11 protein-coding genes are annotated in these 14745 nt (G+C 73.6%); 5 read left to right on the forward strand and 6 right to left on the reverse strand.

Annotated elements, in window-relative coordinates; all coding sequences use genetic code 11:
* Nucleotides 1-67: 67 nt before the first annotated feature.
* Nucleotides 68-841: an NAD-dependent epimerase/dehydratase family protein gene (locus AB0L25_RS29135; protein WP_500175921.1), complete on the reverse strand. Its 774-nt coding sequence runs from the start codon at nt 839-841 to the stop codon at nt 68-70.
* Between the two features lie 9 nt (nt 842-850).
* Nucleotides 851-2275: an NDP-hexose 2,3-dehydratase family protein gene (locus tag AB0L25_RS29140; protein ID WP_500175922.1), complete on the reverse strand. Its 1425-nt coding sequence runs from the start codon at nt 2273-2275 to the stop codon at nt 851-853.
* An 85-nt stretch (nt 2276-2360) separates the two neighbouring features.
* Between AB0L25_RS29140 and AB0L25_RS29145 the strand changes: the two genes are divergently transcribed.
* Entirely contained in the window at nt 2361-3335 is a 975-nt protein-coding gene (locus AB0L25_RS29145) for a Gfo/Idh/MocA family protein (protein ID WP_500175923.1), read from the forward strand.
* Between the two features lie 34 nt (nt 3336-3369).
* A complete protein-coding gene (locus AB0L25_RS29150; protein WP_500175924.1) occupies nt 3370-4227 on the forward strand; it encodes a phytanoyl-CoA dioxygenase family protein in 858 nt (285 codons plus the stop codon).
* Between the two features lie 9 nt (nt 4228-4236).
* Here the strand turns inward: AB0L25_RS29150 and AB0L25_RS29155 are convergent, their stop codons facing one another.
* Nucleotides 4237-6324 carry an MMPL family transporter gene (locus AB0L25_RS29155; protein ID WP_500175925.1) on the reverse strand — a complete coding sequence of 696 codons (2088 nt, stop codon included), beginning with the start codon at nt 6322-6324 and terminating at the stop codon, nt 4237-4239.
* Nucleotides 6325-6428: 104 nt separating this feature from the next.
* Here AB0L25_RS29155 and AB0L25_RS29160 point away from each other — a divergent pair, with 104 nt between their 5' ends.
* A complete protein-coding gene (locus tag AB0L25_RS29160) occupies nt 6429-6914 on the forward strand; it encodes a MarR family winged helix-turn-helix transcriptional regulator (protein ID WP_500175926.1) in 486 nt (161 codons plus the stop codon).
* 290 nt (nt 6915-7204) lie between these two features.
* On the forward strand, nt 7205-8254 hold the full coding sequence (locus AB0L25_RS29165) for an LLM class flavin-dependent oxidoreductase (protein WP_500175927.1): 1050 nt from the start codon (nt 7205-7207) through the stop codon (nt 8252-8254).
* A gap of 96 nt (nt 8255-8350) precedes the next feature.
* On the opposite strand, the gene AB0L25_RS29170 is transcribed toward AB0L25_RS29165, so the two are convergent.
* From AB0L25_RS29170 to AB0L25_RS29180, 3 genes are read right to left on the reverse strand one after another with little or no spacing between them, the layout of a single operon-like run.
* Nucleotides 8351-9541, reverse strand: a complete 1191-nt coding sequence (locus tag AB0L25_RS29170) for a ferritin-like domain-containing protein (protein WP_500175928.1) — start codon at nt 9539-9541, stop codon at nt 8351-8353.
* The gene (locus AB0L25_RS29175) at nt 9538-11520 is read right to left on the reverse strand and encodes a GMC family oxidoreductase (RefSeq protein ID WP_500175929.1); all 1983 of its coding nucleotides are present in this window, start codon (nt 11518-11520) and stop codon (nt 9538-9540) included. Before AB0L25_RS29175 ends, AB0L25_RS29170 begins: the two co-directional genes overlap by 4 nt.
* Nucleotides 11517-12134: a hypothetical protein gene (locus AB0L25_RS29180; protein WP_500175930.1), complete on the reverse strand. Its 618-nt coding sequence runs from the start codon at nt 12132-12134 to the stop codon at nt 11517-11519. Before AB0L25_RS29180 ends, AB0L25_RS29175 begins: the two co-directional genes overlap by 4 nt.
* Nucleotides 12135-12374: 240 nt before the next feature.
* Between AB0L25_RS29180 and AB0L25_RS29185 the strand changes: the two genes are divergently transcribed.
* Nucleotides 12375-14723, forward strand: a complete 2349-nt coding sequence (locus AB0L25_RS29185; RefSeq protein WP_500175931.1) for a glycosyl hydrolase family 95 catalytic domain-containing protein — start codon at nt 12375-12377, stop codon at nt 14721-14723.
* Nucleotides 14724-14745: the final 22 nt, after the last annotated feature.

The raw sequence follows: 14745 nt of genomic DNA on the forward strand, positions 1-14745 counted from the left end.
CCACCAGCCGCGAGCGGCTCGGCGTCCCGGGGCCCGGGACCGGGCGGGACGGGCGGCGGCCCCGGCGTCAGGACGCGCGGAGCAGCGCGTCACGCGTGTAGGCGCCGATGTAGCGGTCGATGACCGAGCGGTAGTAGTCGGGGCCGAAACCCATCCAGGCGACCGCGGGCACGAGGGACGTCAGCCGGGTGAGGTCCACCGGCTCCTCGATGTTGCCGTCCGGCGGGTCGATCCAGTGCTTGTCGGCGGTGCGGCCGAGCCGCCGCTCGATGTGGGCGACGATGTCCTCGATCGGCACCGGCACCCCGGAGGCGATGTTGACGACCCGCCGGCCGATCCCCCGGAACAGCAGCGTGTCGAGGATCGCCACCATGTCCACGACGTCGAGCAGGTCGCGGCGGGCGCCCCGGTGCAGGGTCAGCGACCCGCGCAGCGCGCCCCGCACCAGGTGCGGGAACAGCTGGTGCGGGCGCTGGAACGGGCCGACCAGATGCGTCAGCCGGATGACGAGGTAGTCGATGCCCGCGGCGGCGAGGACGCCCTCCATCGCCAGGTTGTGCCGCCCGTAGGCCGACAGCGGGAACACCGGGGCGTCCTCGCGGCGCAGGCAGTCCGGCACCCCGTACATCGCGGCGGAGCAGGTGGAGAAGAACACCAGCCGCCGCCCGTCCGCCTTGCACCGGCGCACGACGTCGTAGAGCAGCACCGCCTCGCGGCGGAACTGGTCGTCCAGCGTCGTGCTCGTCGTCGGCACCCCGGCGGCGAACACCACCACGTCGTCGTGCGACCCGGAGATGGGCCGCAGGTTGCGCGCGATGAAGCCGCGCCCCACGATCTCCACGCCCGCTCCTCAGCCCGCCGGCGCCGGACCGGCGGGCACCGGCCCCGGCGCCATCGACCGCAGGCACGCGACGAGGCTGCGGGCCTGCATGTTCAGGTAGTGGCTGTGCCGGAGCAGCCCGGTGAGCTGGTGCAGGGTCATCCAGCGGTAGTCGTCCAGCTCGCCGATCATCTCGTCGATCTCGTCGCCGACCTCGATCACGAGGTAGCGGTTCTGGGCGTGGTGGAACCGCCCGCCCTCCTCCGAGAGCAGGACGTCGTAGCGGACCTGGCCGGGATCCACCGACCGGACGTAGTCCAGGAACGGCGGGCGGATCTCGGGCGGCAGGTCCTTGTAGTTGCCCGGGTTGAAGTGGACGGTGGGCGACAGCTCCAGCAGGTCCACGTACCCCGGCTCGATCCAGGCGTGCACGAGCACGTGCAGCACCCCGTCGATGGGCCGGGCGAGGAACGCGACGATGCCATGGCCGGTGGGCCGCAGCAGCGGCTGCGTCCAGCCCCTGACCTCCCGGGTGCTCGCCTCCACGTTGACGGCGATGACGTCGAAGTACCGCCCCTCGTCGTGGCTGATCGCCGTGTCCGTGCGGTGCCAGCGCTCCACCCGCCGCAGCGGGACGCGCTCGACCGTCACGGTGTGCCGGGCCTTCGCCGACGTCAGCCAGTTCAGCAGGTCGCCGACCGGGTGCAGCGGACGGGCGTCGGGCGCGAACGACCGCGCCAGGGCCGCGCGGAACCCGTCCCCGTCGATCCCGCCGGACGCGCGGCCGGGCAGGACGAGCGGCAGGTGCGCCATGACCGACCGGCTGTCCATGTTGAGGACGTTCGGCTCGTGCAGCAGCTCGTACAGGACGTCGAGCGGCACCCAGCGGAAGTCCTCGTCGGCCGGGACGTCCCCCTCCACCTCGACGATCATGTTGCGGTTCCGCTTGCGGAAGAACCAGGAGCCCTGCTCGGACTGCAGGACGTCGATGAGCATGCGCGACGGGGCCTGGCCGGTGAAGTACTCCAGGTACTTCACGCTGTTGCCCGCGTGCACCCGCGTGTAGTTGCTGCGCGTCGCCTGCACGGTCGGCGAGAGCTGGAGCGTGTTGACGTTGCCCGGCTCCATCTTCGCCTGCATCAGCGCCTCCCAGCCGCCGGCCGTCCGGCGCAGCGCGATCCCGACGATGCCGAGTTCGGGCTGCACCATGATCGGCTGCGACCAGGCGGTGACCGGGCCGAGTTCGGAGCGGACCGAGACGCCCTCCACCGAGAAGAACCGGCCGCTGTCGTGCCGCAGGTTCCCGGTGTCGGGGTCGAAGCCCCAGCCGCGCGTCTCCTGGAACGGGATGGGCGTCACCTCGAACGAGCCGGCCCCTCGACGCTCGTCGAACCAGGCCGTGAACTCGGCGGCGGACCGCACTCCTTGGGATGGACCTACCGTCAGCTTGGGCATGCCGTCATCGTCCGGAACGGCTCTCGAAGACCGCTCGACCCGGAATCGAGCCTGCCCGGCGACGCTGACGGCGGAGAGGAGCCTCATGGACGAGATCCGGTTCGGTGTGCTGGGCTGCGCGGACATCGCCGCGCGCAAGACGATCCCGGCGATCACGGCGGCGGGGCACCGCGTCGTCGCGGTCGCGAGCCGCGACGGCGCGCGGGCGGAGCGGTTCGCCGCGCGGTTCGGGGCCGAGGGCGTCGCCGGGTACGCGGCGCTGCTCGACCGCGGCGACGTCGACGCGGTGTACGTGCCGCTGCCGCTGTCGATGCACGCGGAGTGGACGGCGGCGGCGCTGCGGGCGGGCAGGCACGTGCTGGTGGAGAAGTCGCTGACCGGCGACGCCGGCACCGCCCGCGACCTGGTGGCGCTGGCCCGCGAACGCGGGCTGCTGCTGATGGAGAACTTCGCGTTCCTGCACCACGCGCAGCACGACGCCGTCCGCCGCCTCATCGCGGACGGCGCGATCGGCGAGGTCCGGTCGGTGACCGCCGAGTTCGGCATCCCGCCCGGCCCGCCGGACGCGGTCCGCTACGACCCGGCGCTCGGCGGCGGCTGCCTGCTGGAGACCGGCACCTACCCGGTACGGGCCGCACAGCTGTTCCTCGGGCCGGACGCCGAGGTCGCGGGCGCGGTGCTGCGCCGGGACGGCCGCGGCATCGACGTCGACGGGGCCGCGCTCCTGCGCGACGGCGCGGGCGTCACCGCGCACTGCACGTTCGGCTTCGACCACCACTACCGCTGCACCTACGCCGTGTGGGGGTCGGCGGGCCGGATCGCGCTCGACTGGGCGTTCACGCCGCCGCCGACCGTCCGTCCGGTGCTGCGGCTGGAGCGCCGGGACCTCCGCGAGGAGCGGGTGCTGGACGCCGACGACCAGTTCCGGGGGATGGTGACCGCGTTCGCGGCGGCCGTCCGCACCGGGGAGCACGCCCCGCACGGCGCGGCGATCGAGCGGCAGGCGCGGCTGCTCGAGGACGTCCGGACGCGGGCGGGCGGGACGCGAGCGGAACGATAGCCGTCCTTGAGCCGCCGGGCGCAAGCTGGCGGGCATGTCGAAGCCAGAGAGGGTCCCGGCGGCCGCGCCCGCCGGGACGATCATCGCCGCCCTGGAGCGGGACGGCGTCGTCATCGTCGAGGATCTGCTGGACCCGGACCTGCTCGCGCGGTTCAACGCCGAACTGGACCCGCTGCTCGAAGCCGCCTCCCCCGGGCACGACGCGTCGTTCATCAACGCGAGCGTCGCGGCGTTCTTCGGGGAGCGCACCCGGCACGTCACCGGGGTCGCGGGACGGTCGCGCGTGTTCGCCGCCGAGGTGCTCGTCCATCCGGTGCTGCTCGCGATCGCCGACCACGTCCTGCTCCCGGCGTGCGCGAGCTACCTGCTGAACGTCGCGCACGTCCTCGACCGGGGACCCGGCGCCGAACGGCAGTGGACGCACCGCGACGAGATCGTCTGGTCGCATCTGCCCGCGCCGCATCCCGAGATCGAGCTGTCGACCGTGATCGCGCTGAGCGAGTTCACCGCGGCGAACGGCGCCACGGTCGTCGCGCCCGGCAGCCACCGGTGGCCGGAGGGCCGCGAACCGTCCGAGGACGAGCTCGTCGCCGCCGAGATGGCGCCCGGTTCGGCGGTCGTCTACTACGGCTCGACCGTCCACGCGGGCGGCGGGAACACCACCGCGGACCGGTGGCGGCGCGGCATGCACATGAGCTACGTCGCCGGGTGGCTGCGCACCGAGGAGAACCACTACCTGAGCGTCCCGCCGGACCTGGCCCGCGACCTGCCGCGCCGCGCCCAGGAGCTGCTGGGCTACGGCGCGCACGACGCGCTGGCGTCCGGCGGGGGCTTCCTCGGTGCCCACGAGCTGCGCGATCCCCTCGACGCGCTGGCGGCGGGCCGCCTCTGATCCGCGCGGTCAGGCGTCAGGGGACGGGGCGGGGGCGCGGTCGCGGCGGCGCCACAGGGAGCCGGGCCACCACACGACCGGGCCCGCGTCGCGGACGAGCGCGGGCACCAGCAGCGAGCGGACCACCAGCGTGTCGAGCAGGACGCCGAACGCGACGATGAACGCGATCTGGACGAGGAACGCGAGCGGGATGACCACGAGGGCGGCGAAGGTCGCGGCGAGCACCACGCCCGCCGAAGTGATGACGCCGCCGGTCGTGGTCAGCCCGCGCAGCACGCCCTCGCGCGGCCCGTGCCGCAGCGACTCCTCCCGGACCCGCGTCATCAGGAAGATGTTGTAGTCGACGCCGAGGGCGACGAGGAAGACGAACCCGTACAGCGGCACCGAGGCGTCCGTGCCGGTGAACCCGAACAGGTACCGGAAGACGAGCGCGGACACCCCGAGCGTCGCGAGGTAGTTGAGCGCGACGGTCGCGACCAGCAGCAGCGGCATCAGCAGGGAGCGGAGCAGGACGACGAGGATCGCCACGATGATCGCGAGCACGACGGGGACGATCACCGTGCGGTCGTGCTGCGCCGCGGCCTGGGTGTCGACCTGCTGGGCGGTGTAGCCGCCGACGAGGGTGCCGTCGATGCCGTGCAGGTTGCCGCGCAGCCGCTCGACGGTGTCCCGCGCGGCCTCGCTGTCGGCGGCGTCGCTCAGCGTGACGTCCACCAGCGCGCGGCCGTCCACCACGAGCGGCTCGCCGGCCCCCGGACGTCCCGCGGTGCGCGGCGCCGCCCCGTGCACGCCGTCGGTGCGCTCGGCCGCGGCGACGACCCGCTGCACCGCGGCCGCGTCGGTCAGCACGACGGCGGGGTTGCCCTGGCCGCCGGGGAAGTGCTCGTCCAGGACCTCCTGGGCGGTCACCGACGGGGCCCCGCCGACGAACGTCTCGCTCAGCGGCACGCCGTCGGAGCGCAGCTGCGGCATGAAGGCCGCGCAGGCGACCAGCGCGATCAGGGAGCCCGCCCAGAGGCGGCGCGGCCGGTGGTCCACCAGGCGGGCGACGCGCTCCCAGACGGGGTGCGCGGTGCGGTCGGCGTGCGGCTTCGCGGGCCAGTAGGCCGCGCGTCCCAGCAGGGCGAGCACGGCGGGCAGGAAGGTGAGGGCGCTGAGCAGCGCGCAGCCGATGCCGATGGCGCCGACCGGCCCGAGCGCCCGGTTGTTGGACAGGTCGCTGAGCAGGAGCGCGAGCAGCCCGGCGGCCACGGTCCCGGCGCTCGCGGCGATCGCCCCGGCCGACCCCCGCCACGCGGCCAGCACGCCGGGCAGCCGTCCCGCCCCGGCCGCGAGTTCCTCGCGGTAGCGGGCGGACAGCAGCAGCGCGTAGTCGGTGCAGGCGCCGATCACCAGGATGAACAGGATGCCCTGCACCTGCCCGTCGACCGTGACGACGTCCCGTTCGGCGAGCCCGTACACGATCGCGCACGCCAGCGCGAGGGCGAACACCGACCCGAGGATGATCATCAGGGGCAGCAGCACGCTGCGGTACACGACGAGCAGGATCAGCAGGACGACCCCGACGGCGACGCCGAGCAGCAGGACGTCGATCCCGGCGAACGCGTCGCCGAGGTCGGCCTGCGTCGCGGCGGGCCCGCCGACGTACGCGCGGGTCCCGGGCACCCCCTCCGCCGCGGCGCGGACGCGGTCCACGGTGTCGGCGACGTGGTCCCCGGCGTCGGCCGGGATCTGCACGACGGCCTGCAGCGCGGCGCCGTCCCGCGCGGGGATCGGCGGCGACGGCTCGCCCGCGATGTACGGGTCGCCGCGCAAGGAGCCGAGCGCCCGCGCGGCCGCGGCCCGCTGCTCGGGCGTGACGCCGCCGTCGCCGGACGTCCAGACGACGATCGCGGGGAACGTCCGATCGCGTTCGAAGGCGGCCTGCTCCTCCAGGACCCGGGTGGACTCGGCGCCGGTGGGCAGGAACGACGACTGGTCGTTGCTGGAGACCTCACCGAGCTTGCCCGCGTACGGCCCGAACACGCCGCCGACGACGAGCCAGGCGAGCAGGAGCAGGGCGGGGACGGACCAGCGGGCGGCTCGTGGTGCGGGCATTTCCGTTCCTGGGGTCGCGGAGCCGGGCGGGCGCGGACGCGCTCCGCTCGGCGAGGGCACACGGAAAGTTACCTCAATAATTGAGATAACGCTATTCTGGGGGCGTGTCCTCGCCGCCCTCCCCATGCCCGGACGACGCTCTGCCGAACTCCGGCACCGACCTGCGGACGTTCGCGGAGCTCCTGCGCCGCGTGAACGCCGAACTCGGCCGCGTCACCCGCGACTTCGCCCGCGAGCACGGCCTGCACCACTCGGACGTGCAGGCGCTGGCCGCGCTCCTCGACGGCATCGCGACCACGCCCGGCCAGTTGCAGCGGCACCTGAGCCTCACGTCGGGCGCGATCAGCGCGTGCCTGCAGCGCCTCGAGCGCGGCGGACACATCGAGCGGGTCCGCGATCCGCACGACGCGCGGGTCGTCCGGCTCCGGTACACCGAGTCCGGCCGGGCCCTCGCCCGCGAGCACTTCCGCCCGCTCGCCCGCACGACCGAGGACGTCCGCCGCGGCTTCGACGAGTCCGAACTGCTGACGATCGTCCGTTTTCTCACGGAGCTGGCCGACGGTCTCGACGACGACCGGCGCACCCCGTAGCGCCCGGCGCCGCCCGCCTCCCCGTCTCCCGATCGTCGGTCCCGTCTCGGACGGCCCGACGGTATCGGCGGTCGGCCGTCGGCGCCAGGTCCGATGATTTCGGGGAGTCCGGAAATCGGGCGGCAATTCGTGGGCGATTCCACGAATGGACGCCGCATGGCGTTCGCGCAGGTCAGCGCGCCGGTCGAGCACCATATTGCGTAGGCCCGCGCCTTTCAGCACACTGGCCGTCGAAGATCTCCCGACCCCCCGACCGTGCGCGAATGCGCACTGCAAGGAGACGTTCCTCGGTGAAGTTCAGCTACGCCATGCTCCCCGATCACCCGGTCGCGGAGTCGCTGGCCTCCATCAAGCTCGCCGACGAGCTCGGCTTCCACGCGGTGTACGCGGCCGACGAGCCGTGGCACAAGGACCTGTGGCTGCTGTTCGCCGCCGCCGCGGCGAGCACCTCGCAGATCCGCATGGGCCCGTCGGTGTCGGCGGTCACCCTGCGCGAGCCGTCCCTGATCGCGCAGGCCGCCGCGACCCTCGACGAGCTCACCGGCGGCCGCGCCGAGGTCGTCCTCGGCAGCGGCAACTTCGGGGTGCTCGCCCAGTACAAGATCGACTGGGCGCGGACGAAGCCGCTCACCCGGGTGAAGGAGGCCGTCGCGGTCGTCCGGACCCTGCTGGACGAGGGCGCCATCACCCGCGACGGCGAGTTCTACTCCTACGACGGCCTGTTCACCTTCGCCCGTCCGGTCCAGGAGCGGCTGCCCGTGAAGATCGGCGCGATGCGCGGGCCGAAGTCGTTCGAGGCGGCCGGCGAGCTGTCCGACGGCGTGCACCACGCGCTCAGCTACTCGCGCGGCGCCTACGAGTACGCGGTCGAGCACTTCCGGGCGGGCGCCGAGCGCGCGGGCAAGGACTGGCGGTCGCTGGACGTCGGCGCCTGGGTGGTGTTCGCGGTCGGCCCCGACTCGGCGGCGGCGAAGGAGGCGGCCCGCAGCATGGTCGGGCTGTACGCGTCGGCGATGCCGGCCGAGCAGCTCGAGCGCAACGGCGTCGACCCGGCGGACATGGCCCCGATCATCGAGGCCATCGGCGCGGGCGACCTCGCCAAGGGCATCGAGCTGACCACACCCGAGATCACCGAGAAGCTGTCCCTGGCGGGCACCCCGGACGAGATCCGCGCCCGGATCGAGAGCGACATCGCCCCGACCGGCGTCAACCACATGATCTGCGCGATCACGGACCCCGTCCTGGTGAAGTCCTTCACCGGCCGCGACCTCACCGGCGTCCCCGGCGTGGACGGCCAGCTCCGGCTGATCCACGAGCACCTGATGCCCGCGTTCGCGTAACCCGCGGCGAGGCCCGGGGCCGTGACGTGCCTCGGGTCCCGGGCCTTGCTCCGGCGGCGTGCGCCGGAGCAAGGCCCCGGGGAAGATCGCGGACGGTCAGCCGAACCGCCGGCCGGGCGCGGCGGCCAGCGCGCCGAGGTCGACGGGTTCGCCCGTCCGGAGGCCGGCGGCGTCGACGGTGCGGCGGACGATCTCGCCGGCCTCGTCGAAGTGGGCCTGCTCGAGCTCGAAGGTCGGGCTGGCGTGGCACCCCTCGTCGGCGAGGTCCGGGTCCGGGTGCGGGTTGCGGTACATCCACTGGGCCCGGTCGCGCAGTTCGAGCATGGTGGGAACGGCCAGCGCCATGTGCCGCGGGTGGCCGTTGAAGGCCGAGTGCAGGTAGCCGAGGAGCCTCGCGTAGCAGGCGTTGAACCCGACGGCCTCCCGGTAGACGGCGCTCGTCTCCTCGTACTCCCGGTAGTCCTCCACCTTCGAGTCCCCGTAGATGGGGTACGCGTCGTCCCAGTCGACGTCCAGCAGCGGGCCGCTGGGCGGGGTGGACGGGAGATCGTGCGGCCCGTAGCCCCGCCCGGTGTAGATCTCGTTGAACCGGAAGTAGTGCGCGAGCTGCCGCTGCTCCCCGAAGATGCGGTCGTCGTCGGTGAAGATCGTGTCGTCCGCGCCCTCGCCCTGGTCGCTGATGACCTCGATCGCCTTCAGCGCCGTCGGCAGGCCGGTGACGGCGAACGCCTCGCCGCCGGAGTTGTAGAAGTCCTCGGGCCCGACCTGTTTCCGGGCGTCGCCGGTGAAGACCGCCGCCGGTCCGTGCTCCTCGACGAGGGCGACCAGGCCCCGCCGGATCGCGTCGTAGAACTGCCCGATGGACGTCCACCCCGCATCGTCGTCCGGGTTCGGGAGGAGCGAACGGGGCTTCTCGATCCGCAGGAACGTCTCGAGCGCCTCCGGGGAGAAGTGCCGCAGCCCGATGTACGGGATCGTGTCGCTGCTGAACGGCAGCTTGGCCGGGTACTCGGCCACGAACTCCGGATGCGCCACGTTCGGCTCGCCGCCGACCGCGTTGAGCAGGTTCGCGGCCAGCGTCATGTGCAGCATCTCTTCCAGCACGACGCTGCGGATGGTGAAGTACGCCAGGCGGTTGGTCCCCGCGCGGATCGTGTACATCCCGGTCATGTAGACGGGGATCGTGAGGTGCTCCACCTCGATGGCCGCCTGCAGATACGTCCGCAGCTCCGGGACGGTCGCGGGGATCTTGAAGCCCTGGGCGTGCAGGGCGCCGGCGTTGATCACGATGTCGCCTCCTGCCGGGCGGCGGGGTGCTGCCGGGCCGGGACCCGCACGGCGACGGGGCGGTGCAGGTCGGCCAGGTGCCGGTCGATGTGGTCGGCGCTGCGCAGCGCCAGCGCCGCCATGGTGACCGTGGGGTTACTGGTGCCGATGGACGGCATCGAGCCGCAGCCCGCGGCGTACAGGTTGGGGTGGTCGTGGGTGCGCTGGTAGGAGTCCACGACCGAGGTCTTCGCGTCGGTGCCCATGATGTGGGTGCCGGCGCCGTGGCCCGCGCCGCGGTACGCCAGGTGCACCTCCCGCCCGTCGTAGGTGTGGGTCAGGTGGCCGATGGGCGGCACGCCGTTCTGCGGGCGGTACGTGGTGTGGTCGGTCGCGCCGAGCCGCGCGAAGATCGCGCGGGCCACGTGCCGGGCCGCGACCATGCCGTCGCGGACGTGGCGGTCGAGGTCGTAGGCGATGATCGGGCGCGGGTTGCCCATGGGGTCCCGGTGGCGGCGCGGGTCGATCGTCACCCGGTTGGCCGGGTCGGCGGACTGCTCGATCGCGATCTGCAGCTGGAGCTGCCGTCCGATCACCGAGCCCAGCAGCCGGCGCAGCTCGGGCCCGAACGTGGGATCCGGCCGCACCTCGCCGTCCGCCGTGCCGCCGACGCCCAGCGCGGCGGCGACGTTGCTCATCGGCGCCCCGGTCGCCCAGCTCCACCCCCAGTTGCTGAGCTCGATGCGGAAGGGGGCCCGCGCGCGGCGGGCGTCGCCGAAGCGGAACACCTCCACGCCCGATGTGTGGCCGGGGCCGCGGTACGGGCCGACGGGCCCGTCCGCCTCGGCGCTCAGCGCCCACGCCAGCATCGTGGGGTGGTCCATCAGGTTCCTGCCGACCTGGCCGCTGGTGGCGGCGAGTTCGGAGAACAGCAGCAGGCGGGCGTTCTCGACGGCGTGCGCGGCGAGCACGACGATGTCGGCCTCCGCCGTGTACGGCTCGCTGACCGGCGTGGCGGGGTCGCCGTAGGAGCGGTACTCCACGCCCCGGACGGTCCCGCCGCGTCCCCGGAGCACGCGCGTGACGACGGAGCGCGTCGCGAGGGTCACGTTGCCGTTGAACCCCGCCTGCACCCGCAGCGGGGACGACTTCGCCTGCACCGGGCAGATCGGGACGCAACTGGCGTTGCCCACGCAGCGCTCGCCGTAGTTCGGCAGCCCGGCGGCGCCCGCGGGCCGGAACCCCCGGCCGCCGTCGTACGCCGGGTCGGGGGTGCTGTTGCGGGCCTGCGGCAGGGCGGTCACCCGCAGCTCGCCGGCCTGCCCGCCCACCGGTTCCGTCACCACGTGGCCGTCGAGCCGCTCGGCGCAGTAGCGGTCGATGTAGCTGGGCGGGACGGTGTGCATCGGGTAGACGTACGCGGGATCGCCGATCACTCCGAGCCCGCGCTGCTCGGCGGCGTCCCCGGCCACGCCCATCTCCCGTTCGGCCCGCGCGTAGTAGGGCTGCAGGTCCGCGGCGGTGAGGGGCCAGTCCCGCCCGTAGCCGTACCCGGCCCGCACGCGGAAGTCGTCGGGGTGCATGCGCGGGACGGCGCCCAGCCAGTGCATGCCCGCGCCGCCGAGCGCGCGCAGGTAGTCGGTACCGTAGGGAAGCGGGCCTTCCTGGACGAAGTACCCGTCCGCCGTGAACTCCTTCCCGCCCGGTTCCGTGGCGCGCACGGGGGCCATGTCCAGCACGTCGGGGGACGGCACGGCCCTGTTGGGGCGGTACGCCGAGTTCGGCACCTTCGCGACGGCCGAGTAGAAGGTGTCGAGGGAGTCCAGGTAGCCGGGCCAGGTCTCGGTGCCGCCGTTGCCGGCCTCCAGGACGAGCACGTCCCAGCCCTTCTCGCCGAGTCGCCGGGCGATGAGGCTGCCGGCCCACCCGGCCCCGACCACGACGGCGTCGTAGTGGCGGCGGGCCGCCGCGGCGGGCGGCACGGTCGGTGGCGCGGTCATATCTCGTCTCCCGGTACGTCGTCCGCGGTCATGACGGTGGACGGTGCGGTGCCGCGCGCGAGCAGCGGGCCGGGGAGCTTGGCCGCGGGCACGGCCGCCTCCTCCGCGGCCCGCTCCTCCGCGGCCTGCTCGGCGGGCGCGTCCGTCCCGGCCTCGCGCCGCGGCTCGGCGAGCGTGCGCGGGCGCGGCGGCCGCACGCTCCACGTCCCGTACCCGGGCGGTTTCGCCCCGGCGGGATGCCCGTCGAACGTGCGCCAGACCAGGCCCTCGACGTAGGCGGCGGGCGCGGCGACGAACTCGACGTTGGCCTTCTCCCGCCGCAGGGCGGCGTGCGCGGCCGGCGCCATCCGCGGCCACGCGCCCGTGTACCAGAGGTAGGTCACCGCGCGGGCGATCTCCAGGTGCGTCGGCGACAGCGCCGCCGCCCCCTCGCCCTCCTCGACGGCGGCGATCCAGGCCCGCAGGAATGCGGCGAAGTGCTCCTCCCCCACCTGCGCGCGGGCGGTGTCCAGGTAGAGGTCCGCCATGCCCGTCCCGTACAGGTCGTACTCGGCGAATCCGGTGAGCGGTACGCACGATCGGACGAACTCGCGTACGTCCGCGGAGATGGCCATGTAGCCCCGCCTTCTCGCTCGATCAACTCGGCACGATCCGAAGATCAGCTTAGAGTCGCCAGACGACTACTTAAAGCGACATTGGCCTTGCCCGGCGGCTGCAGAGTCGACTCCTCGCCGACACCCGCCCTCCTCACCTGCGGAAACAAAGACGGATCTTGTCGGCCCCCGGGACGCCGTGGGAAAATCTAGTCAATCGATTGACCAATCCGAGGAGGACGGCTTGAGAGGACCGAGAACGTGAGGCGGGCCGGCAGGCGGGCCGGCAGGCGGGCCGGCAGGGTCGCGGTCGCGCTGCTCGCGGCCGGGGCGCTCGCGGGGACGGGCGTGCCCGCCGCGGCCGCGGACGGGCCCCGGCGGACGACGGCGTGGCGGGACGGGTCGCTGCGGGTGGACACGGCCGGGGTCGTGTCCCGGTCGGACTTCGTGCTGAAGAAGCCGTCGTGGCGGGCGTACCAGAGCATGCCCGTCGGCAACGGGACGCTGGGCGCGGCCCTGTGGGCCGAGAACGGGTTCACGGCGCAGTTCAACCGCGCCGACACCTTCCCGGACCTGAAGTCCGCCGGGCAGCTCACCGTGCCGGGGCTCCGCCCGCTGATGGAGGCGGCGGACTACCGGGGACGGCTGCGGCTGCACGAGGGCGACGTGGTGCAGCGGGGCGGCGGGATGTCCGCGCGCGGCTACGTGCGGGCCGACCGGGACCAGTTCGTCCTGGAGGTGACGGGCGCCGACCCGGACCGCGTGCAGACGGCCGACCTGCGGCTGTGGGACGGCCGCACGCCGACGGCGCACGCGGGGAACGGCGTCGCGGCGCTGGCCGAGACGTTCGCGGACGAGCAGTCCGGGAGCCTCACGGGCGCCGTCGCGGCGATGTCCGCCGACGGACGGGACGTCACGGCGGAGGTCGTCGACGAGCTGACGGTGCGGCTGACGTTCCGGCCGCGGGGGGACGGGAGCTTCCGCATCGTCACGGGCGTCCCCGCGTACACCGGCGGCGACCTCGGCGCGGCGGCCGCGAAGGCGCTCGGCGGCGCGTGGGACCGCGACCGGCGGCACCGCGGCTGGTGGCACCGGTTCTGGCAGGGCGCGGCGCCCATGCGGATCACCTCGCGGGACGGCTCCGGCGAGTACATGGAGCAGCTCCGCGCGCAGCAGCTCTACATGACGGCCGCGACGATGCGCTCGGCGGTGCCGAGCAGCCACGGCGGCGTGATCAACATGTTCTCGCCGTGGCGGGACGAGGTGCACTGGTCGGCCGACCACTGGTGGCACTTCAACCTGCGGCAGCCCGTCTACACCAACTTCGGCGCCGACACCGAGGAGTTCAACGAGCCGTACTTCCGGCTGTACCTCGACCGGCTGGAGGAGATGCGGGAGTGGACGCGGGCCCACTGGAAGGGCTCCGAGGGCGTGTGCGTCGCCGAGTTCCTGCGCTACGACGGGACGGCCGAGGCCTGCGACAGCGAGCGGCCGCCGGACTGGCTGAACCGGATCGTCACGACCGGGCCGGAGGTCGTCCACAACCTCTGGCTCCAGTACCGGTACACGGGCGACCGCGAGATCCTGGACGAGGCGTACCCGCTGATGCGGGACGTGGCGCGCTTCTACCTGTCGATCCTTGAGGAGGGCGAAGACGGGAAGCTGCACCTCCACAACGTCAACGCCATGGAGACCCAGTGGGACGCGACCGACCCCGCGCCCGACCTCGCCGCCATGCGGATGATCTTCCCGATGATCGCGGAGCAGGCGGACCGGCGCGGCGACCGGGGGCTGGCGCGGGAACTGCGGGCCGCCCTGCCGAAGATCCCGGACTTCCGCACCGTCGTCCGCGACGGTGAGCGGGTGATCGCGTGGTCGGCCACGGACGAGGAGGCGCACAACACGCAGAACCCCGACACCGAGCCCCTGTTCCCCTGGGGCCTGTACGGCCGGGACTCCGAGCTCATGCAGGCGACGTTCCGCAAGCGGGTGTTCGTGAACACGCGGGAGTGGGCGGAGGACGCGCTGCTCGCCGCGCGGCTCGGCCTCGCGGGCGAGATGCGGAGCCTGCTGCTCCGGGGCACCGGCGACTTCCAGATCTTCCCGAACGGTTTCGGCTCGCACAGCGTCGACGACGACCCGACGGAGATGACGAACTACTACAACGGCTGGAACGCCGTGGTGGGGTCGTCGCTGCAGGAGTCGCTCGTCCAGTCCTACGAGGGCGTCGTGCGGGTCGCGTCCGCGTGGCCGGAGGGCTGGGACGTCGCCGGGTCCGTGCGGGTCGAGGGCGGCCACCGGGTCAGCACGGAGGTGCGGGACGGCGCGCCGAACCTCGTCGGGATCGAGGCCGGGAGCGACGGCGCGATCGCGGTCGCCAACCCGTGGCCCGGGCGGCGCGTGCGGGTCGTCGACGGCGGCACCGGGCGGGGACGGCCGGTGGTGCCGCCGACCGCCGACGGGGTGATCCGGTTCCGGGCCGAGGAAGGACGGTCCTACGTGCTCGAACGGGCCGACGCCCCCTACCCGTCGTTCCGCTTCGAGGGGATCGACGGCGTTCCGGCGACGGACGTCCGGCGGCTCGGCGACCGCACGCTCGGCGTCGAGTGACGTAGACGCGAGGACGGCCGCG

The organism is Spirillospora sp. NPDC052242 (assembly GCF_040679555.1).
Taxonomy (GTDB): Bacteria; Actinomycetota; Actinomycetes; order Streptosporangiales; family Streptosporangiaceae; genus Spirillospora.